This is a genomic window from Pseudoalteromonas sp. SG45-3 (assembly GCF_014164075.1).
GTDB classification, from domain to species: domain Bacteria; phylum Pseudomonadota; class Gammaproteobacteria; order Enterobacterales; family Alteromonadaceae; genus Pseudoalteromonas; species Pseudoalteromonas distincta.
The window spans coordinates 306,923-326,703 of record NZ_JACJEN010000002.1; the positions used below are offsets into that span (position 1 = coordinate 306,923).

A 19,781-nucleotide genomic window follows, 5' to 3' on the forward strand; every position below is an offset into this window, starting at 1 on the left:
TGAACTTTCATAACAATTTAATGCAATTGGTATTAGTTTAACGTGTTTGTATTATTTAAAAAGTGTTTTTAACGCTTACTAGCCACTGGACTGAGTCTACATCATCGTAGCTATCAACAGGGGCGGCAATATCAATGTGGATCATGGTTCCTGAGTTTGCGCGACTCGGTGCCAAACGCAGACCAACGCCTACATTTTTCAATACATGTGCATTTTCACCGTTATCTTCATCGTTAAACCATGCTCTGCCTACATCTACAAAAGCTGCGCCACCCACTTTAAATAGTTGCAGTAAATCGTACTCCCAGTAATAGCGCTTTTCTAAATTAACTAAAAAGCTGCGATCGCCATGTTGATAATCCATCGGGTAACCACGCAGGCCTGTTTCGCCACCTAAAGTAAGCTGTTGATCAGCAGTCAGGTTTTTGGCGTATTGCACGCGGGCTTTAACATACCAAGATTGGTCTTCACTGGTATTTAAATAATATTGTACTTGGCTGGTGGCCATAAAGTTTTCGAGTTTTTTCTGTTCTTTATTCCAATAGCCATCAATATCAGCACTAAAACGCCATAAAGTATTATCGTTAGTAAAGTGGGCTTTTTTAAAGTTAAAAGAATACACCGCGCGGCTGTCGTCATTACTTAAGGACTCATCTGAATAGCCAATTAAGCTTTTAATATTCCAACCTAAATTTAAATCCTCAGTGCGAGATATACTGTCGAAGTTGCGTACTTTTATGTAGTTATCTTCAAACCAATGGCCGCTTATAAAGGGATAACTTAAGCTTCTGTCATCGGCAAGTGGTGCAAGTGTAGTGTCTATAGCTTCAAAGGTATGTTGCTCATCGGTATAGCCTAACGTTAGTCGCTGGGTCCAATTATTATTAAGCGCTTTAGAGTGTCCTATAAATACACGGTTTAAATCGGTAGTTTGATCAAATTCGCTAAACTCTTCGCCGCGTTTATATAGTGACTCTTCGCGCTGCTCAGAATAGCTTAAAATACCGTAACTAAAGGGGGTGTCAATTGCGTAAAATGGATAGGTTAGCTCAAGCAAATGGCGCTTGCCGTCGCTGTTATCGGCGTACTCTAAACGGCCTCGGTAGCGAGTAGATAAAATATTAGGATCGTCGTAAACAAATAAGTAACCGCTGCGATCGCTGTCAGTGGTACGCGAAAAAGAAAGGCGCTTACCCCACCCAAGCAGGTTAGATTCTCTAAAACCTATACTCGATTTGTTTTCTCCACCGCTTCGACTAAAGTTCACTTCAGGTAAAAGTGTCCATAAATCACGGGTAACCACTTCTACATTAACGTCGCCGTCGCAGTTTTCGGTAGCACTAATTTGTGCATCATATAAGTAGCTTTCTTTGCGAAGTAAACGCTCTGATTCTGCGAGCTTTTTAGCGTCGTACTTGTCACCTGGGGAGAATAATAAAAGGTTATTAATGACATCGGGCTCTGTTTGAATGTGAGCGCGATTAGCAAAACGGAATAGGGCAATATTTTCCTCTTCAAGCTCAGTATTAAATACATTAAGTTGCTTGAGCTTTATTGAGGCTATTTTAGCGTTACTATTACTGTGCGTGAGGGTTGTTTTGTCTTGAACTTCTCGGCGTAGGTTTTTATTTGTGCTTAAATCTGTCTGTTCTACAAGGCAGTTATCAGTTTTCATTGAAGATTGTTGTGCGAACGTATTAGGCACATAAAAGCTTAAAACCGTTAAACTAATACAACATTGTGCTATCCATTTCTTGCTCACCATTAAACCTCTTACTGCTACGTAGCAAATGACTATCGTAATATCAGCTTACATCATTGTTATTATAATGTAAGTAAAAGGTATGGATTTTGAAATTAATTAATTGTTACCCATATTCACTTTTGTTAATAGCCAGCTGGTTTGCAGCGACCTATGCGCTAAGCATTAAAAGCTAGCTTAAATAAAATGCTAAAGCGGCGAGTAAGTGTTCAGCTTCATGACCTTCGGCATTAATCCAGATGCTTTGGCTGTAATGCTCATAGTTTAAATTAAAGGTTTGATGATTATAGGTAAAGCGAACTTGATGGCGATCGGCGCCTGCAGAATATTCGTTGAGTGTTACTTCGTCTGAGTGTAAAAATAATGTACTCCACAGCTCAAAGTCTTCATCGTTTGGTAGCTCAATGGGATTAATCAAAATACATTTGTGTGTATGGTCATATTCTATTTGGGTCATAATGCTCTTAATTAGTAGCTAGGTAATGTCGAATTGCCGTTAAAAATTCGCCGCCGTACTTATTTAACTTAGTAAAACCAACACCTGAGACCTTTAAAAATTCACTGTCGTTTGTTGGCATAAGCTGCGCCATTTCGGCTAACGTTTTATCATTAAATACTACATAAGGTGGCACATCGTCGGCATCAGCAAGTTCTTTACGAAGTGCGCGCAGGCGAGCAAAGAGTTTTTTGTCGTAATTAAATTGCGCTAACTTATCTTGATAAACGTGTTTGGCTTGCAGGCGTGGCTCGGCTAATTGCAGTGCGTATTCACCTTTTAAAATTACACGCGCGGCTTCTGTTAATCTAAGTGACGCACCTTGTGTTATATCTTGGCTAAGTAAGCCTTGATGAATAAGTTGGCGTAAAATACTGAGCCAAAACTCACTGCTTTTATCTTTACCTATGCCGTAGGTACTTAATTCATGATGATTATTATCGCGGATGCGGCTCGTGTTTGCACCGCGAAGTAACTCAACAATATAACCAAGTCCAAAACGTTGTCCCGCTCTGTACACACACGAAAGTGCTTGCTGAGCGACTAACGTACCATCAAAGCTTTTTGGCGGATTTAAGCAAATATCGCAGTTGCCACAAGGTTCGCGTTGATATTCACTAAAGTAGTTAAGTAATATTTGACGACGACATGTTTGCGCTTCGGCAAAGCTTGCCATTGCGTTAAAGCGTTGTTCTTCTACGCGGCGGCGTTGTTCGTCGTCTATGTCTTCAAAAAAGCGCCTTACGCGACCTATATCAGCTGGGTCAAAATACATTATAGCTTCTGCGGCAAGTCCATCTCGCCCAGCTCGACCAGTTTCTTGATAGTACGACTCTATACTTTTTGGAATATCGTAATGCAGTACAAAACGCACATTAGGCTTGTTTATGCCCATACCAAAAGCAACGGTTGCGACCACTATCTGTATATCGTCACGGGCAAACCCGGTTTGTACAAATTGTCGTTGCTCGTTACTCATACCAGCATGATAAGCGGCAGCGTTTAGTCCTGCATCTGCAAGCTTTTCAGCAATGTCGTCTACGCGTTTACGGCTGGTGCAATAAATGATACCGCTTTGGCTTTTTTGCTCCTTTAGGTAGCGAAGCAATTGCACCATAGGTTTAAATTTTTCTTCTATGGTGTAACGAATATTGGGGCGATCAAAGCTGCCAGTATGAATATAAGGCTGTTGTAGTTTTAATTGCTCAACTATATCAAACCGTGTGGCTTTATCGGCGGTGGCGGTTAATGCCATCATTGGGACATGTGCAAAACGTTGCTTTAATTCGTTTAAGCGAAAGTAATGAGGTCTAAAGTCATGACCCCAATGCGACACACAGTGCGCTTCGTCAATAGCAAATAAACTCACATTTAAATGCGATAAACGCTCTATAAATTCGTGTTGTAATACTTTTTCAGGCGCCACATATAAGAGCTTAATTTGCCCCTGATGAAGCTGTTGATACACCAATTGCTGTTCTTCTCGTGCTAAGCTGTTATTAACGTAAGCGGCTTTTACCCCAAGAGCTTGCAGTTGCGTTACCTGATCTTGCATTAGCGATATAAGCGGAGATATAACAATGGTTACGCCTTCGAGTACTAAAGCAGGGATTTGGTAGCACACCGATTTTCCGCCGCCAGTAGGAAGCAATACAAGCGAGTCTTGACCGTTAATAGCGGCATCAATAACTGCTTTTTGACCGTCGCGAAATTCACTGTAGCCAAACACTTGTTTGAGGACAGTTTCGGGTTTACGCACAAGGGTGCTAGAAGGTGGAGTTGATGTATTCATTGGCGGGTATTTTAGTGGTTTTTTAGTGAGATGTCTTTAGCTGAGTTACTTGATAAATTATTTAAGTGGAGTCTCGTAGTTTTACACTATGTATGTTTTACTCATCTTACCTGTTTTGACATAGAGAATAATAATGAATAAAGAAATGTTAATTGAACAAGTGGGCGCGTTATTTGTAAATGGCATGCCGTTTAACCAGTTTTTAAAAATATCGGTTGAGTCGTTAAGCCCTGAACAGGCCAAAATTACGTTCCCTTGGCAGGATGTACTCATTGGTAATCCTGCGCAAAAAATACTCCATGGTGGTGTTATTTCAGCCGTACTTGATAATGTAGGCGGTATGCTCGCTGCAGCAAGTGTAATTGATAAACTCACCGATTTAGATATTACAAGCGTGCAAACAAAATTAGCCACGCTTGGGACTATCGACTTACGTACTGATTATTTGCGCCCTGGTAAAGGAGAGAGCTTTACTGCCAGCGCAACACTTATTCGTTCAGGTAATAAAGTATGTGTATGCAGAATGGAATTACATAACGAACAGTCTGTTCAAATTGCTTTTGGAACCGGCACGTATTTAGTTGGATAAAACGCGTATGGCAAGTAAACTAGCGGCCTTTTAAATCACTAAGTGTGTATTATGTCGATTGATACTGAGCAGCGTAAAGGTGCTATTTTTGCTTGTCTTGCTTTTTTAATGTGGGGCCTTGCGCCAATATACTTTAAGTTGATTCAGCATGTTTCTGCTTTTGAAATTTTAATGCATCGGGTTATTTGGTCGGTTGTGTTTTTAGTATTGGTAGTAAGTGTTTTACGGTATTGGGGTAAAATTAAACGCATTATCGTTCAACCTAAGCTTTTGCTTATGCTTGTTATCACCTCTGCACTGCTTGGGTTTAATTGGGGTTTATTTATATGGGCTATAAATAATAACCACATGCTTGATGCAAGCTTGGGCTATTACATAAATCCTCTTTTAAATGTATTACTGGGTATGCTTTTTTTAGGCGAACGCCTGCGTAAGTTCCAAGGCGTAGCAGTAGCCCTTGCCTTTAGCGGTGTAGTGCTGCAGCTAATTAGTTTTGGCTCGTTTCCGGTAGTTGCCTTTTCACTGGCTATATCATTTGCACTTTATGGTTTATTACGTAAAAAGTTACCGGTTGAAGCCTTGCCTGGCATTTTACTCGAAGCACTTATATTACTGCCTGTCGCACTTATTTATTGGTGGTTAATGGTGCCTACAGCAACATCAAGCCTGCCAGCTAATGATTGGCATACTAATGTACTACTGATTAGTGCAGGTATTGTAACTACATTACCACTGCTGTGTTTTACCGGTGCAGCTAAGCGTTTGCAATATACTACACTTGGCTTTTTTCAATACATTGGGCCAAGCTTAATGTTTATACTCGCTGTGGTGTTTTATGGTGAAGTGTTTGATGCAGAGCGGGTAGTAACATTTGCATGTATTTGGAGTGCACTGGCTATTTTTAGTTGGGACTCTTACCATCAATCACGCAAACGTAAAAAAGCGGCTATTACAGCCGCAGAAGTATAATTAACTAATAAAATGGTTAACTAACTACTTTATTACGACCAGATTCTTTAGCGTCGTAAAGCTTTAAGTCGGCCTGTTTTAAAAGTTCATCAATTTGATAAACAGGCCCGTTTGCAAAGCCAATAGAAATGGTGAATTTTATTTTAGCTTTACTAAACTCTTGGCTATTCATTTCTATAAAATACCTAAAGCCTTCAAGGCGTTTAAGGGCTTCTTGTTTATCTGCATCTATAAAATAAACTGCAAACTCTTCACCACCTAAGCGCGCTACTAAGTGCTTTTTAAAGTATTTACTGAAGCAAATAGAGAGCCCTTTTAATACTTCGTCGCCAACATCGTGTCCGTATGTATCGTTAATTGATTTAAAGTGATCAATATCAAGCATAGCTAAAGCACCGTCACCTTTAGTATGTTTTATTTGCTTTAATGATTTTTCAGCTTCTTCAAAAAAGTAACGACGATTTGGTAAATTAGTTAAATAATCCGTGTTGGCTTGTCGCCTTATGGTGGCTATAAGGTCTAACATATCGACGTTTTGACTAAGCCTGCAGTAAAACTCTTCGCTATTAAAAGGTTTGTGCAAATAATCGTTTGCGCCATTTTTTAAAAATAAACTAGAAAGCCCTACAGAGTCAGAACCCGAAATACCAATAATAGCTTTTTCATCATTGCTGTATAAGCGGCGAATCTCGCTACATAGTTCATCGCCATTCATATTGGGCATTTCATTATCAGTAATAATAACTGAAATATCAGGTGAAGCTTCAAGCAGGTTTAACGCTTCTTGTCCGTCTTGTGCTTCAATAATTTGATACTTATGGCGCACTAATAAACTACAAATGTATCGTCGGGTCGATTTAGAGTCGTCAACAACGAGTACTTTTACATTTTCGTTGCGAGGCAGGCGCTGTAACTGTTTTTCGAGGTACTGATAAGCTTGTTTATTTTCTTTAATGATGTAATCGATGATTGGGTATTTTTCTACAGTGTCGCGAGTTTTTTTATCAATATTGCCCGTCATTACAATAGTTGGAATGTCTGCATTAATAGTACAAGGTATTGCCTCACCTAATGGGGCATCAGGTAATATGAAGTCAACTACAGCGCAAAAATAGCTATTTTTACTTATAAGCTCTTTTGTTTGCGCTAATGACTCAGCTATATCAACTTCATAACCAGCCTTAAGCGCGATGTGCTTTTGCACTCGCGCCATGGCAGGTGTATCTTCAACTATTAGTATTTTTCGCGTCACGGAACAACCCTATATATATTTTGCAAAAATATTTGCTTATACAAGTTGTAACTGTTAAAACGCAAAAAAGCAAATAACTTAAATACTTACAGATTATCCGCTTCTGAATAATACTCTTGGCTAATCGGCGCCGGGCTCGACATTTTTGAACGGCCAAATAAAGTATGAAACTTAGTTTTGCAGGTCGTTAGTTTTAAGTATTTTACCCAAGCTCGTTCGATTGGGTTGGTAGGTTCTTGTGAGCCAGTTACGACTGCTACAAACTGTTCTTGGTGTTCGTTTTGCGGCTCAATTGTTTTACTGTATAAGCCTTTTAAAACAACTCCGTGTTGTTCAAGTATGCTGGCTTCTAATAAGGTGAAGTTTCCGCTGCGGCTAAAGCCTCGTGGAAAGTTTTGATCATCATAAAATTGACGTTGGCTAACAAATGCTTGGCGTAGTAATGAAATGTTATTGCTCATAGCTTTATCCTCATACCTTAGTAATTAGCTGGAGTATGATGCAAGTTTGGCAATTTATTAAACAAATTATTTTTATCGTGAGGATAAAAAATTGGATATCGATTTATTAAAAACATTTGTTGAGGTAGTGCGTACGCGTCACTTTGGTAAAGCGGCCGAAAACCTTTATATTACGCAGTCTGCAGTGAGCTTTAGAATTCGCCAATTAGAGCAAGGACTTGGTGTTAATTTGTTTATTCGCCAGCGTAATAACATTCAACTTACAGCACCTGGCGAGCGTTTATTACCCCATGCACAAATGATTATTACGGGCATGCAACGCGCCAAAGTGGATGTTGCGCTTGCCGATAATATGCATAAGCAAATTAGCTTAGCAGGAACGCCCAATATTTGGGATGCTTTTTTACAGTTTGGTATAACAAATATTGTATCAGCGATGCCGGGCGTGTCATTAGTCGCAGAAGTTAAAGCACAACAAGAAAGCACTCGGCTGTTATTAGAACGCACGCTTGATTTGGCAATATTGTTTGATCCACCAAAAGTAGACGAGCTAGTGGTAGAGCGAATCTGTGAGTTGCCAATCATTCCCGTAAGCGGATACGACACTGCAACGAACGAAAACTTTTTTGATAATCAGTATGTATATGTTGATTGGGGAACTACTTTCTCACTTTGGCATGCGCGTCAGTTTACCGGTAAAACACCGCCTTATTTTAGAACCAGCACAGGACGTATTGCACTTGATTTAATACTGCAATGTGGCGGCAGTGCATTTATACCTCAAGTATTGGTAGAAGGGCATTTAGAAAAAGGTGAACTGTTTCATGTTAAAGATGTAGAAAATACCTCGCGAGACGTGTTTATAGCGTATCACAGAGACAACGAGCAAAAAGAGTTAATAGAAACCTTAGTTAATTTACTATCGCAAATGACCCCAAGCTTGTCATTAAAGAAAAGTAAGTAAGTTCGGCCGTTTATTAGGCTTTCATGTTATTTTGATTTCAAATTTAATGCATTTTTATTAATAAAAAAAGACATTAATATTTCCATTGTAATATTACTGTCATTTAGCGGTGACAAAATGCAGCAGTTTTAAAAAATTAGTCTTTTGTGATTATCCAAGGAAATAACATGAAATTTGTAAAATCGAGCTTATGCTTAGCACTATTAAGTGGTTTATCTTTTAATGCACTTGCCGATGTAGACATTTACGGTAAAGCGAATGTAACAGTGCAATCATCTGATGACGGCGAAGGATCTTTTACTGAGATAAAAAGTAATGCATCTCGTCTTGGTGTTAAAGGTTCTGAAAAAATAAATGATAGTTTAGAAGCGGTATATAAGTTTGAGTTTCAAGTTGATGTGTCTGATGCTGATTCAAAAGGCGATAACGACGACAATATTTCTGCGCGTAACCAATACGTTGGTTTAAAAGGTGCGTTTGGCCAAGTGGTTATTGGTCGTAACGATACTGCGCTTAAACAATCTCAAGGTAAGTTAGACTTGTTTAACGACCTTGAAGGCGATATTAAAAATGTATTTAAAGGTGAAAACCGTTTAGGGAATACTGTTAGTTATTCATCAAACTCATACGAAGGTTTTAAAGTACTTGCTACTTTTGTAGCTGAAGATGATGTAGACGCTGATAACGGTTACTCAATGGCGGTTACTTACGGTGACGTGGCACTTAAAAAGAGCGCAGTATATGCCTCTATCGCAGCCGATAGTGAAGTAAATGGCTACGATGTAGTACGCGCGTCAATCCAAGGTAAAGTTGAAAACTTTAAGTTAGGTGCAATGTACCAAACACAAGAAAAAGTTGACGGCAGCGCAGAAGCGGATGGTTATCTATTAAATGCAGCTTACAGCATGGGTAACAACACATTTAAAGTACAATACCAAGACATGGACTTTGACGACAGCGACGATAAGTCAGCAATATCAGTTGGTCTTGATCACAAATTAAATAAAAACATTAAAGTATTTGGCTTTTACTCAAGCTTCGACATGGACAACAACGTTGACCAAGACTACGTAGGCTTAGGTATGGAATACAAGTTTTAACTATTCGCTAAATTAGTTAAAACACTCCCTTTTTAACCGCGCTCTTTTGAGTGCGGTTTTTTTTGCTTTAAATTATTTACTTAGCCGCCCATAATAGAGCTTCATTTGGAATGAGGTGCGAGTCCTCGACTGTTCCCGCAACTGTAATTAGCGCAAAGCTTTAAGTCAGATACAAATGGTATAATACCAATTTTATTAAAAACATGATCTTTCTAGCGAATTAAATAACTTACTAACTTCGTTAAAAATTATTCATATAGAACAAGTATATGTCATAATTTCCGCTTTGTTATTAAGCTATTTCTTTGTCGCTATAATAAATCACTAATTTAGTGCAATTGGTATAAATTCTTTTAACGAGCGGGTTTACTCATTTTTTCTTGTAGTGCATTAGTATTTTTATCGCATTTTAGTGAGTTTAATCCCGTCTAGGACTGACTATTGCACACTCAAACGCCATTAAATATACCATTACTAAACGTTAAAAACGTATCGTGGGGTATTGGCAATAAAACGATCCTCAAAAAAATAAACCTTACAATACACGAAGGTAAATTTGTTGGTTTAATTGGACCTAATGGCGCAGGTAAATCGAGCTTATTGCGTTGTTTATATCGTTTTAATAAACCCAGTGATGGCGTTGTAGAGTTTAACAACACCGATATTTGGCAGCTAAAAAGCGATGAGTACGCAAAAAAAGTAGCGGTTGTTTTACAAGAAACCCCGTCGCAATTTAACTTAAGCGTATTTGATGTTATTGCACTTGGGCTAACGCCTCATAAATCGCTATTTAGCTCAGTAACTAACATTGATAAACAAAAAATTACCCAAGCTATCAACACTGTAGGGTTGGCAGATCATATCGATCAAAGCTTTGAGTCACTTTCGGGTGGTGAAAAGCAACGTGCCTTGATAGCCCGTGCCATAGTTCAGCAACCTCAGTTGTTAATAATGGACGAACCAACTAGCCATTTAGATGTTAAATACCAAATACAGGTAATGGAGCTTGCTAAATCGTTGGGTGTAACGGTGTTTGCATCGTTTCACGATTTAAACTTAGCTTCTGCAATGTGCGATGAACTAGTGATTATTAAAAATGGTGAAATTACACATACAGGCACGCCAAGTGAGGTATTAACCGAAAACATGCTAGGCGACGTTTTTGGTGTCTGCGCTCAAGTAAATAACCACCCGCAAATATCGGAGTCGGGAAATAGCATCCCTCATATCACTTACTTTTATGGTTACGAATAATATGAGCGCAGTTAATACTCGCCAATCACTTGCGCTATTTATCAGTGCTGCAGCTGCTTTATTTAGCTTATTTGCAGCACTTAGTTTTGGCGCAGCAGAGACCTCACTTCAAGATGTATTTAATAGCTTTTTACTCTCAAATGATGCGTCTTTTAATTCGCGTATTATTTTTGAACTAAGAATGCCACGCACATTACTCGCCTTTTTAGCCGGCTCTGGCTTAGCAATTGCGGGGCTTATTTTACAAACGGTAACGCGTAACCCTTTAGCCGATCCTTACTTATTTGGTATATCGTCGGGTGCCTCATTTGGCGTGGTGTTACTTATGGCATTAGCAGGTATTAGCGCAGGTTTTATGTTATCGGCAGCAGCGTTATTAGGTAGCTTACTTGCCATGAGTTTATTAATACTTATTGCAGGTAGGCAGCAAAGTGCACAGGTAGAATCAATGCTATTAGCTGGTGTTGCGCTGTCGTTTTTATTTAGTGCATTTACCAGCTTGTTACTTTATTGGAGCGATCCTCAGGCGGTAGCCGCTATTTTATTTTGGACACTGGGCAGCTTTTCGCGTGCGCAGTGGGCTACGCTTTGGTTACCTTTATTGGTAATCACATTGTGTACGTTTGTAATGCTGAGCTTTAGAAGGCAACTCAATGCTATGTTACTTGGCGATGAAAGCGCAATTACATTAGGTGTTAGGGTTCAGCGCTTTAGAATACTTATGCTGGTGTTGAGCTCATTAATTACCGCTGTGCTGGTGGCTATGTGTGGTGGTATTGGGTTTGTAGGATTAATGGTACCGCACATTGTGCGCTTTTTTATCTCCCAAGGCACCATCGCGGGATTGCTAGTAACCAGCTTAGTGGGCGGTACATTTATGGTGTGGGTTGATGTACTTTCGCGCTCATTGCTGAAAAACCAAGAACTGCCCGTAGGTGTTATTACTGCAGCTATTGGTAGCGTGTTCTTTTTGAGTTTATTGTTTTTTAGAAAGCGAAGGGTGTAATTCCATGAAAACCTTAATGGTGCAAGGCACTACATCAGATGCTGGTAAAAGCACTTTAGTTGCTGCCCTTTGCAGGGTGTTTGCTAAGCGTGGGGTGAAGGTTGCGCCTTTTAAACCACAAAATATGGCACTTAATAGCGCAGTAACAAAAGATGGCGGCGAAATTGGTCGTGCGCAAGCTTTGCAAGCAATAGCAGCTAAAGTAGAGCCAGAAATAGACTTTAACCCTATATTACTTAAACCTAATAGCGATACTGGCGCACAAGTGATTATTCACGGAAGAGCCATTAGTAATATGGAAGCGGGCAAATATCACGACTATAAAAAAGTGGCGATGGATGCAGTAATTACCTCACATAACCGCTTAGCTAAACGCTTTGATTTACTCCTCGTTGAAGGGGCAGGTAGCCCTGCTGAAATAAACCTGCGTGAAAACGATATTGCCAATATGGGTTACGCCGAAGAGGTAGATTGCCCAGTAATTATAATTGCTGATATTGATAAAGGTGGTGTGTTTGCACATTTGGTAGGTACGCTTGCGTTGTTAAGCGAGTCAGAACAGGCGCGCGTAAAAGGCTTTGTTATAAACCGCTTTCGAGGCGATATAAGTTTGCTGCAAGGTGGGCTTGATTGGCTTGAAGAATACACAAACAAACCCGTACTTGGCGTATTACCTTATTTGCACGACCTCGCGCTTGATGCTGAAGACGCCGTCGCCATTGATAATAATGTAACCAACGCCACAATTAATATTGCAGTGCTGCTTGTACCCCACATTAGTAACCACACCGATTTTGATGCACTGCGTTTGCACCCAAACATTAATATAAATTATGTGCGCCACACGCAAACTATCCCAGACGTTGATCTGATAATTCTCCCTGGCAGTAAAAATGTACTGGGCGATTTAACCTTTTTGAAAAATGAAGGCTGGGACACTCAAGTTAAGCGCCACTTACGCTATGGCGGCAAAGTACTTGGTATTTGTGGCGGCATGCAAATGCTGGGCAATACCATTAACGATCCTGATGGTATTGAATCGTCATTAAAGCAAGTAAATGGGCTTGCTCTATGCGACTTTGAAACCACGCTAACAACACAAAAAGTATTAACTAAAATAACCGCTACACTGCTTTTAAATAACCAATCAACACCCTGTAGTGGTTACGAAATACATGCAGGGATTAGCCAAGGTGCAGCGCTTAATAAGCCATTTTTAACCTTTGATGAAAGCCACCCTTATGGCTTTAAAACAGATGGCTTTATTAGCGACGATAACGCCATTGCAGGCACTTATTTACATGGCTTATTTGATGAAGCCGATGCTACATCGCAAATTTTAAAATGGGTAAAACCAGGCGCCTCAATTAATCCAATTAGTATTGCCACTCATCGCGAGCAGCAGTTAGAACGATTAGCAACCATGTGCGAAACACATTTAAACATACAGCAAATTATCTCGATTTATGAAGGGCACAATAATGACTGAACAAAATAACGATAAACACAAGCAGCGCCAACAAAAAGTAAAAGAACAAGTGGATACACGTGTTGCGGCAGCGCAAGATGTAAAAGGTATTTTTCAGGTAATTACCGGTAATGGTAAAGGTAAATCAACCTCAGGCTTTGGCGTTGTAGCACGTTGCGTAGGGCATGGTAAAAAAGCGGCTGTTTGCCAATATATTAAAGGTACGTGGGAATGTGGCGAGCGTAATTTATTACAAGGTGCAGGTGTTGAGTTTGTTGTAATGAACACCGGTTTTACCTGGGATACGCAAAATAAAGAAGCCGATACCGCAGCCGCCCAAGCAACATGGCAAGAGTCAAAACGTATGCTTGCTGATAGCAGTATTGATTTAGTATTACTCGATGAGCTTACGTATATGGTGACCTACGGCTACGTTGATTTAGATGAAGTGGTAACAGCGCTTAATAACCGCCCACCAATGCAGTCAGTTATTATTACAGGGCGTGCAGCGCATCGTACTTTAACAGACCTTGCCGACACAGTAAGTGAAGTACGTAATGTAAAACATGCATTCGACTCAGGCATAAAAGCGCTCGAAGGGTTTGATTACTAATGTTTAAAGCGTTTTTTATTGGGGTGCTGCTTTTTTGTGTATCGGGCAGTGCACTTGCAGAGCTGGCTAATGATTCTAAAAAACTGCGAATAATCGCGCTTGCACCGCACATTGTCGAAAACCTATTTGCCATAGGGGCGGGCGATAATATTGTGGGCACGGTTGATTACGCCGACTACCCAAGTGAAGCCCAAAGTATTGAGCGCATAGGGGGGTATTACGGCATCTCGCTTGAAAAAGTATTGGCGCTTAAACCCGACTTAGTTATTGCGTGGAAAAGCGGAAATCAAAGCGAAGATTTAGCCCAAATAGAGCGTTTAGGTATAAAAGTGTATTTGAGTAATCCCACCACAATCGCTGGTGTAGCCGACGAGTTACTTACTTTTGGTGAATTTACAGGGAATATTGAGCAAAGCCAACAAGCGGCAAGCGCATTTACACAAAAACTAAACGCGATTATTAAAAGCCAGCAAGATAAAAAAAATATTACCGGATTTTATCAGTTATGGGCTGAGCCCATGATGACGGTAGGTAAAAACACATGGATAAATCAGCTGATTGAAACATGCCATGTAAGTAATGTATTTGCCGATAGCGTTACAGATTATCCGCAAATTAGTATCGAAAATGTTATTGTTACTAAGCCGCAAGTTATTATTATCCCTGATGAAAAATCAAAAACACCACAGCCGGTTGTTAATTGGCAAAAGTGGCCAGAAGTACCAGCAGTTAAAAATGATCAATTTATTAGCGTAAATGCCGATTTATTACATCGTTTTACTCCGCGCATGCTAGATGGACTCGCGGATATGTGTGTTAAAATAGACGCATCACGTAAACAGATTAAGAGTACACAATGAGCAATTGGGCTACATTTTTAGAAAGTGAATTACAGCAACCTTACATGCAGCAAACGTTAGAGTATGTGGCTAATCGCCGCAATGAAGGTGTTGCTGTTTACCCGCCTGAAGCTCAAGTATTTAGTGCTTTTGATGCCACCGCACTTAATGACATCCGCGTTGTAATTTTAGGACAAGACCCATACCACGGGGAAGGGCAAGCGCATGGCTTGTGTTTTTCGGTATTGCCTGATGTAAAAAAGCTGCCACCGTCGCTTAAAAATATGTATAAAGAGTTAGCTGTCGATATCAGCGGGTTTATTATTCCTGAGCATGGTTACCTGCAAAGCTGGGCAGATCAGGGCGTGTTTTTACTCAATACAGTATTGACCGTGGAGCAAGGGCAAGCGCATTCACATAAGCATTTAGGATGGGAGCAATTTACCGATAATGTAATTGCCCATATTAATAAGCACTGCGAAGGTGTGGTATTTATTTTATGGGGGGCACATGCACAAAAAAAAGGTAAAGGCATAGATAGCGCTCGCCATCATGTTTTAAAAGGACCGCACCCATCGCCGCTTTCGGCGCATAGAGGCTTTTTTGGTTGTAAGCATTTCTCACAAACGAATGAGTTATTGCAAGCCCAAAAAGATAAGCTAATTAACTGGCAAATCTAATTTATTCTAAAGAACTCAAATTGTTTAAACCATTAAAAAAGGCTTCCAGATTCTGGAAGCCTTTTTGTTTAGTTGGGGCGTATTGAATTAAAAATCGAGCTCATCAATTGCAATACTGTCTGTAAAGTAGTCTAGTTCTTGTAGTTCTTTACGTAGGCGCTGTTTGTCTTTTATTGCTTCTATTTCACGCCATTTTCTTTTTTTATTTTTTTGAGAGGTTTTTCTTGTTGTATCTGGTCCTTCTAATATCTCTAATATATCGTTTAGGCTATCCATGAACTTCTCCTATTGATTTTATTGACCTCAAGAATACCTATACCACAGGCCTAGTTAAAATAGAATAAAAAAGTGACAGTTATGTTACATAAGTGTGATTAATTGATGAAGGTTTATACGAAGATTATATGAAGGTTAAATAGAGAAGTAGCCAATTTTAGGCATAAAAAAACGCCGCTATTGCGACGTTTTCTAAAACACGATTATAGCAAATTACATTGCTTTAAAACGCGCTTCTAGTTGTTCTTGTGCATCAGCAAAAGAGCGAATACCTTCAGCCAGTTTTTCAGTAGCCATAGCATCTTGGTTATGTAACCAACGGAACTGCGCTTCTGTAAGTGGTTCTGGTTTTGGCTCTTTAGGAATATCTGTTTCTAGCAAGTATTCCTGTGCGCCTTCAAGGTTACCTAAATCTTCTAAAAGATTAGGGCTAATAGTTAGCTTGTCACAACCTGTAAGTGCAATAATTTCGCCTGTATTACGGAAACTTGCACCCATCACAACTGTTTTGTAGTCATGGCGTTTGTAAAATTCAAAAATGCTGCGTACAGACTGAACACCTGGATCTTGTAGCGGATCGGTTGGTTTTTCCATACCGTTAGCAACATGCCAATCTAAAATACGACCAACAAATGGCGAAATTAGAAATACGTTTGCATCGGCACATGCGCGAGCTTGGGCATCGCTAAATAATAAAGTAAGGTTACATTTAGTACCTTCTTTTTCTAGCTGCTCAGCGGCTTTAATGCCTTCCCACGTAGACGCTACTTTGATTAAAATTTTATCTTTGCTTACACCTTCTTTTTCGTAAAGGCTAAGTAGAGTATGTGCTTTATCAATAGTCGCTTGCGTATTAAACGAAAGGCGTGCATCTACTTCAGTAGAAATATAACCAGGAACAATCTCACTAATTTCTTTACCAAGTAATACGGCAAAGTAATCACATGCTAGTTCAAGTTGTTTAGCTGGCTCTTGCTCGGTTTCTTTTGCATAGCTCCAAGCTTTATCTAGGTAAGGCTTATATGCTTCAATCTCGCTCGCTTTTAATAAAAGCGACGGGTTTGTAGTTGCATCTTCTGGTTGATGCTTTTTAATAGCTTCAATATCACCAGTGTCGGCTACGATAGATGAATGTTGTTTTAGCCTTTGTAGAGCTGAAGTCATTTGCTTTCCTCATTCCAAGCAAGTTAAAAGAAAAATCTAATCACTCTTAATATATACAATCCATACTGCAACAGTGTGACAATGCTTGATAGGTCTTATGTCCTTATCAATAGAAAAACGGCAATGCATGGGTTATTAAGAGAGGATTTATTTAAACAAAACGTGCTTTTCGTTTCATTTAATGTTGAAATTGACACTAAATAAATTACAAGTCAATAGCTAACTATGATCACTGTTATTTCACCTGCAAAAAATCTTGATTACGAAACGCCACCCGCAACAGACAAGTTCACTCAGCCTGAATTACTAGAGCACAGCGAAGAGCTCATGAAAGTATGCCGTGAACTAACACCAGCGCAAATTGGCAGTTTAATGAAAATTAGCGATAAGCTATCTGGGCTTAACGCAGCACGCTTTAGTGAGTGGGCACAGCCGTTTACACAAAGTAATGCTAAACAAGCAGTGCTTGCCTTTAATGGCGATGTATACGGCGGTTTAGATGCAAGCACGCTTAAAGCTAGCGAGCTTGATTACGCACAAAACCATTTGCGTATTCTCTCGGGTTTATACGGCTTATTAAAACCACTTGATTTAATGCAAGCTTACCGTCTTGAAATGGGCACCAAGCTTGAAAACTCGCGTGGCAAAAACTTATACGAGTTTTGGGGCAGCGTAATAGCGAACAAACTAAACGACGTATTAAAAGCACAAGACGCGCAATACTTAGTTAACCTTGCTTCAAACGAGTACTTTAAAGCGGTAGATAAAAAAGCATTAAATGCACAAATTATTACCCCACACTTTAAAGACTGTAAAAACGGTCAATATAAGGTAATTAGCTTTTACGCTAAAAAAGCACGCGGCATGATGGCGCGCTACATTATCGAAAATAAAGTAACGCAATTAAGTCAGCTTAAAGAGTTTACTGTGGCGGGTTATTACTTTAGCCCTGAGGCAACAGTTAAAGAGCTTGAGCCGGTATTTATGCGCGACGAACAAAATTAGGTCATAAGCTTAAATAAACAATTGAAAAGCCATGCATTGCATGGCTTTTTTGATACTGGCGTTATATTTGCAACTATATCTAATATTAATGAGATTATTAATTAAATAGGTGCAAACAAAATGATCAGTATTCCGTCAGTTGGCGAAGCCGAAAAACTAATAGAGGAAAAGCTCGGAGGGTGGTTTGATGTTGTTATCAGCCATATCCCTAATTTTATAGTGGCAATTGTAATTGCCATAGTATTTTCAATATTGGCGCGCTTTGCTGGCAAGCTGATGAAAAACGTGTTGCGCCGCTCTCTCGATTCAACGCAAATTGCCGACTTAATGGCGTCAATATTTAAAGTTATTGTGTTGTGCATAGGTTTATTTATAGCGCTCGATTTTGTTGGCTTAAAAGGCACTGTTACTTCGCTACTTGCTGGTGCGGGTATTGTGGGTTTAGCCATTGGTTTTGCGTTTCAAGACATGACCGAAAACCTAATTGCAGGTATAGCAATGGGTGTACGTAAGCCATTTAAAACAGGTGATGTAATAGAAACCGATGATGTGTTTGGTTCGGTGCATTCTATAAACCTACGTAACACGCTAATAGAGAGCTTTTACGGGCAACTAATACTTGTACCAAACAAAGTCTTATTTAGAAATGTACTAAAAAATTACACCACGCTAGGTATAAGACGTATAGAAGTACCCGTAGGTATTTCGTATGGCGACGACATAGAAAAAGCAAAAGACGTTATAGTCGATAAGATTAACGAATTTGACTTTGTAATACGTAAAGACGAAACCGCTGTATACGCTGAAGGTTTTGGCGACAGCAGCATTAACTTACTGGTGTGGTTTTGGATTAAATACCCAGGCGAGCCTGACTTTATGACGGTACGCCACAAAGGTGTTGTTGCCGTTAAGCAAGCATTAGACGAAGCTGATATTAGTATTCCTTTCCCAATTCGTACGCTCGACTTTGGCATTAAAGGGGGTGAAAAACTCGATGCCATGATAAGCGATAAAATAAGCCAGCAGTCATCCAATAAAGACAGTAGCGACGGTGCTGACTCTAGCCAAAGTGAGTAATTTAGTTAAAACTCATTAGGCAAAAGCATTGGGAAATAGTTACTTACCAGCAGCGCATTTTTACAGAGTAAAATTGCGCTTTTTTTATAAACGGATTATTAGCTAAAAGTTTAAATACCTAGTTTTGTGTTTATTGAATATCAATTCTAATTAGTTGCGTTTGGTCATGGGAGTATTAACAAGTAAAAGTAGTGTTTACCCAACGATTTTTTTACTGCCTTTGCTGCACACTCTGAAATAACGCCCTCATCTATTTCAATAACTAAATCATCCTTTTTAAGCCCGTTAGGTCGGCTTAAGAATCTGTGTAAGCTTTTTCAGTATCAATTGGGTTAACTTAAGGGTTAAAAGAGCATAGACAAACACGCTAGCATCAATTCTAAATTTATCTTCATAAGTATAAGTATAAGTATAAGTGTGAGCTATCGTTTTAAGGGGAGGAATAATCGTATTGCTTAGGCTTTATTTTATCTTTTTTACAGCAGCAAAACTTGCCTTAAACTGAATATAAAAAAGCGCAGCTTGTGTTGGAGTAACAAGCCGCGCTTATGAATTAGTTATACAAATAGGTTTTTGTGGTGCGTATTAAATAACGCTAATTTTGTTACGAATGATTTTAACCCCATCCATATTTTCTAAAAACTTTTGAGCTAGTGCGCGCTGAAAACCAGTTTGTGCTTCACCGTATAAATCTACTTCACCATTTTTTACCTGCACGCGAATATCACTTAACGCTAGGTTAGGATTAGTTCGTAGGGTGTTGGTGATAGCTTGTTGTAAGTTAGGTTGAGTGGCTACACTGCTTACTACGGCCATGTTGGTTGCTGCACTTACTTTTGTAGCGCAAGCTAATAAAAATAAACAACAAAATGATACTAAAGCGATAGTTAACTTGAAGCGGTTCATAACTTAATCCTTACATTACGGTGAATAGTGCAGCCACAATATGGAAATTCCATCGGCTAGGTTATCTTTGTAGTTACAATTTCGGTGCCAATATTAACGCTATGAAAT

Annotated in this window: 20 protein-coding genes and 1 riboswitch; of the genes, 12 read left to right on the forward strand and 8 right to left on the reverse strand. The window is 39.4% G+C overall.

Features of this window, described 5'->3' with window-relative positions:
* Nucleotides 1–55: 55 nt before the first annotated feature.
* The 3 genes from H5126_RS03765 to recQ all read right to left on the reverse strand — a co-directional run bounded on the left by H5126_RS03765 (nucleotide 56) and on the right by recQ (nucleotide 4,050).
* Nucleotides 56–1,765, reverse strand: coding sequence for a BamA/TamA family outer membrane protein (locus H5126_RS03765; protein ID WP_182721138.1), 1,710 nt, complete (start codon nucleotides 1,763–1,765; stop codon nucleotides 56–58).
* 169 nt (nucleotides 1,766–1,934) lie between these two features.
* Nucleotides 1,935–2,219, reverse strand: coding sequence for a DUF3630 family protein (locus H5126_RS03770; protein ID WP_002961372.1), 285 nt, complete (start codon nucleotides 2,217–2,219; stop codon nucleotides 1,935–1,937).
* A gap of 7 nt (nucleotides 2,220–2,226) precedes the next feature.
* The gene (gene recQ, locus H5126_RS03775; protein ID WP_182721137.1) at nucleotides 2,227–4,050 is read right to left on the reverse strand and encodes a DNA helicase RecQ; all 1,824 of its coding nucleotides are present in this window, start codon (nucleotides 4,048–4,050) and stop codon (nucleotides 2,227–2,229) included.
* A gap of 133 nt (nucleotides 4,051–4,183) precedes the next feature.
* On the opposite strand from recQ, the gene H5126_RS03780 reads away from it, so the two are divergent.
* Both H5126_RS03780 and rarD read left to right on the forward strand, forming a co-directional pair.
* Nucleotides 4,184–4,639 (forward strand): thioesterase family protein, encoded by a 456-nt coding sequence (locus tag H5126_RS03780; protein WP_002961375.1) that lies wholly within the window; start codon nucleotides 4,184–4,186, stop codon nucleotides 4,637–4,639.
* Nucleotides 4,640–4,690: 51 nt separating this feature from the next.
* Nucleotides 4,691–5,608 carry an EamA family transporter RarD gene (gene rarD / locus H5126_RS03785; RefSeq protein ID WP_039488332.1) on the forward strand — a complete coding sequence of 306 codons (918 nt, stop codon included), beginning with the start codon at nucleotides 4,691–4,693 and terminating at the stop codon, nucleotides 5,606–5,608.
* A 16-nt stretch (nucleotides 5,609–5,624) separates the two neighbouring features.
* Here rarD and H5126_RS03790 read toward each other — a convergent pair whose 3' ends face one another.
* Complete coding sequence (locus H5126_RS03790; RefSeq protein WP_024605056.1) at nucleotides 5,625–6,860, reverse strand: response regulator; 1,236 nt, start codon at nucleotides 6,858–6,860, stop codon at nucleotides 5,625–5,627.
* 86 nt (nucleotides 6,861–6,946) lie between these two features.
* A complete protein-coding gene (locus H5126_RS03795; RefSeq protein ID WP_024596244.1) occupies nucleotides 6,947–7,321 on the reverse strand; it encodes a DUF413 domain-containing protein in 375 nt (124 codons plus the stop codon).
* Nucleotides 7,322–7,412: 91 nt separating this feature from the next.
* Here H5126_RS03795 and H5126_RS03800 point away from each other — a divergent pair, with 91 nt between their 5' ends.
* The 8 genes from H5126_RS03800 to ung all read left to right on the forward strand — a co-directional run bounded on the left by H5126_RS03800 (nucleotide 7,413) and on the right by ung (nucleotide 15,245).
* Nucleotides 7,413–8,285, forward strand: a complete 873-nt coding sequence (locus tag H5126_RS03800; RefSeq protein ID WP_024596245.1) for a LysR family transcriptional regulator — start codon at nucleotides 7,413–7,415, stop codon at nucleotides 8,283–8,285.
* A gap of 167 nt (nucleotides 8,286–8,452) precedes the next feature.
* Nucleotides 8,453–9,385, forward strand: coding sequence for a porin (locus H5126_RS03805; RefSeq protein ID WP_002961381.1), 933 nt, complete (start codon nucleotides 8,453–8,455; stop codon nucleotides 9,383–9,385).
* A 61-nt stretch (nucleotides 9,386–9,446) separates the two neighbouring features.
* Nucleotides 9,447–9,581: riboswitch (cobalamin riboswitch) on the forward strand.
* Between the two features lie 245 nt (nucleotides 9,582–9,826).
* Entirely contained in the window at nucleotides 9,827–10,639 is an 813-nt protein-coding gene (locus tag H5126_RS03810) for an ABC transporter ATP-binding protein (protein ID WP_182721136.1), read from the forward strand.
* A 1-nt stretch (nucleotide 10,640) separates the two neighbouring features.
* The gene (locus H5126_RS03815) at nucleotides 10,641–11,645 is read left to right on the forward strand and encodes an iron ABC transporter permease (RefSeq protein WP_165724264.1); all 1,005 of its coding nucleotides are present in this window, start codon (nucleotides 10,641–10,643) and stop codon (nucleotides 11,643–11,645) included.
* Between the two features lie 4 nt (nucleotides 11,646–11,649).
* Nucleotides 11,650–13,134 (forward strand): cobyric acid synthase, encoded by a 1,485-nt coding sequence (locus H5126_RS03820; protein ID WP_182721135.1) that lies wholly within the window; start codon nucleotides 11,650–11,652, stop codon nucleotides 13,132–13,134.
* Nucleotides 13,127–13,726 (forward strand): cob(I)yrinic acid a,c-diamide adenosyltransferase, encoded by a 600-nt coding sequence (cobO, locus tag H5126_RS03825; RefSeq protein WP_182721134.1) that lies wholly within the window; start codon nucleotides 13,127–13,129, stop codon nucleotides 13,724–13,726. The genes H5126_RS03820 and cobO overlap by 8 nt, the downstream gene beginning before the upstream one ends.
* Nucleotides 13,726–14,586: a cobalamin-binding protein gene (locus H5126_RS03830; protein ID WP_182721133.1), complete on the forward strand. Its 861-nt coding sequence runs from the start codon at nucleotides 13,726–13,728 to the stop codon at nucleotides 14,584–14,586. The genes cobO and H5126_RS03830 overlap by 1 nt, the downstream gene beginning before the upstream one ends.
* A complete protein-coding gene (gene ung, locus H5126_RS03835) occupies nucleotides 14,583–15,245 on the forward strand; it encodes a uracil-DNA glycosylase (RefSeq protein ID WP_024604200.1) in 663 nt (220 codons plus the stop codon). The genes H5126_RS03830 and ung overlap by 4 nt, the downstream gene beginning before the upstream one ends.
* An 87-nt stretch (nucleotides 15,246–15,332) precedes the next feature.
* On the opposite strand, the gene H5126_RS03840 is transcribed toward ung, so the two are convergent.
* Complete coding sequence (locus H5126_RS03840) at nucleotides 15,333–15,521, reverse strand: DUF3545 family protein (RefSeq protein ID WP_002961395.1); 189 nt, start codon at nucleotides 15,519–15,521, stop codon at nucleotides 15,333–15,335.
* 213 nt (nucleotides 15,522–15,734) lie between these two features.
* Nucleotides 15,735–16,685, reverse strand: a complete 951-nt coding sequence (gene tal, locus H5126_RS03845) for a transaldolase (protein ID WP_002961397.1) — start codon at nucleotides 16,683–16,685, stop codon at nucleotides 15,735–15,737.
* 225 nt (nucleotides 16,686–16,910) lie between these two features.
* Between tal and yaaA the strand changes: the two genes are divergently transcribed.
* Both yaaA and H5126_RS03855 read left to right on the forward strand, forming a co-directional pair.
* Nucleotides 16,911–17,690 (forward strand): peroxide stress protein YaaA, encoded by a 780-nt coding sequence (gene yaaA / locus H5126_RS03850; protein ID WP_002961399.1) that lies wholly within the window; start codon nucleotides 16,911–16,913, stop codon nucleotides 17,688–17,690.
* Nucleotides 17,691–17,810: 120 nt separating this feature from the next.
* Nucleotides 17,811–18,767, forward strand: a complete 957-nt coding sequence (locus H5126_RS03855; protein WP_024596180.1) for a mechanosensitive ion channel family protein — start codon at nucleotides 17,811–17,813, stop codon at nucleotides 18,765–18,767.
* A gap of 585 nt (nucleotides 18,768–19,352) precedes the next feature.
* Here H5126_RS03855 and H5126_RS03860 read toward each other — a convergent pair.
* Complete coding sequence (locus tag H5126_RS03860) at nucleotides 19,353–19,673, reverse strand: BON domain-containing protein (RefSeq protein WP_010553266.1); 321 nt, start codon at nucleotides 19,671–19,673, stop codon at nucleotides 19,353–19,355.
* Nucleotides 19,674–19,781 lie beyond the last annotated feature (108 nt).

What these genes read in the sequence shown, in the direction of transcription:
- H5126_RS03765 (WP_182721138.1), bottom strand. Translation starts at nt 1,765, where the DNA reads ATGGTGAGCAAGAAATGGATAGCACAATGTTGTATTAGTTTAACGGTT.
- H5126_RS03770 (WP_002961372.1), bottom strand. Translation starts at nt 2,219, where the DNA reads ATGACCCAAATAGAATATGACCATACACACAAATGTATTTTGATTAAT.
- recQ (WP_182721137.1), bottom strand. Translation starts at nt 4,050, where the DNA reads ATGAATACATCAACTCCACCTTCTAGCACCCTTGTGCGTAAACCCGAA.
- H5126_RS03780 (WP_002961375.1), top strand. Translation starts at nt 4,184, where the DNA reads ATGAATAAAGAAATGTTAATTGAACAAGTGGGCGCGTTATTTGTAAAT.
- rarD (WP_039488332.1), top strand. Translation starts at nt 4,691, where the DNA reads ATGTCGATTGATACTGAGCAGCGTAAAGGTGCTATTTTTGCTTGTCTT.
- H5126_RS03795 (WP_024596244.1), bottom strand. Translation starts at nt 7,321, where the DNA reads ATGAGCAATAACATTTCATTACTACGCCAAGCATTTGTTAGCCAACGT.
- H5126_RS03805 (WP_002961381.1), top strand. Translation starts at nt 8,453, where the DNA reads ATGAAATTTGTAAAATCGAGCTTATGCTTAGCACTATTAAGTGGTTTA.
- H5126_RS03815 (WP_165724264.1), top strand. Translation starts at nt 10,641, where the DNA reads ATGAGCGCAGTTAATACTCGCCAATCACTTGCGCTATTTATCAGTGCT.
- H5126_RS03820 (WP_182721135.1), top strand. Translation starts at nt 11,650, where the DNA reads ATGAAAACCTTAATGGTGCAAGGCACTACATCAGATGCTGGTAAAAGC.
- cobO (WP_182721134.1), top strand. Translation starts at nt 13,127, where the DNA reads ATGACTGAACAAAATAACGATAAACACAAGCAGCGCCAACAAAAAGTA.
- H5126_RS03830 (WP_182721133.1), top strand. Translation starts at nt 13,726, where the DNA reads ATGTTTAAAGCGTTTTTTATTGGGGTGCTGCTTTTTTGTGTATCGGGC.
- ung (WP_024604200.1), top strand. Translation starts at nt 14,583, where the DNA reads ATGAGCAATTGGGCTACATTTTTAGAAAGTGAATTACAGCAACCTTAC.
- H5126_RS03840 (WP_002961395.1), bottom strand. Translation starts at nt 15,521, where the DNA reads ATGGATAGCCTAAACGATATATTAGAGATATTAGAAGGACCAGATACA.
- tal (WP_002961397.1), bottom strand. Translation starts at nt 16,685, where the DNA reads ATGACTTCAGCTCTACAAAGGCTAAAACAACATTCATCTATCGTAGCC.
- yaaA (WP_002961399.1), top strand. Translation starts at nt 16,911, where the DNA reads ATGATCACTGTTATTTCACCTGCAAAAAATCTTGATTACGAAACGCCA.
- H5126_RS03855 (WP_024596180.1), top strand. Translation starts at nt 17,811, where the DNA reads ATGATCAGTATTCCGTCAGTTGGCGAAGCCGAAAAACTAATAGAGGAA.
- H5126_RS03860 (WP_010553266.1), bottom strand. Translation starts at nt 19,673, where the DNA reads ATGAACCGCTTCAAGTTAACTATCGCTTTAGTATCATTTTGTTGTTTA.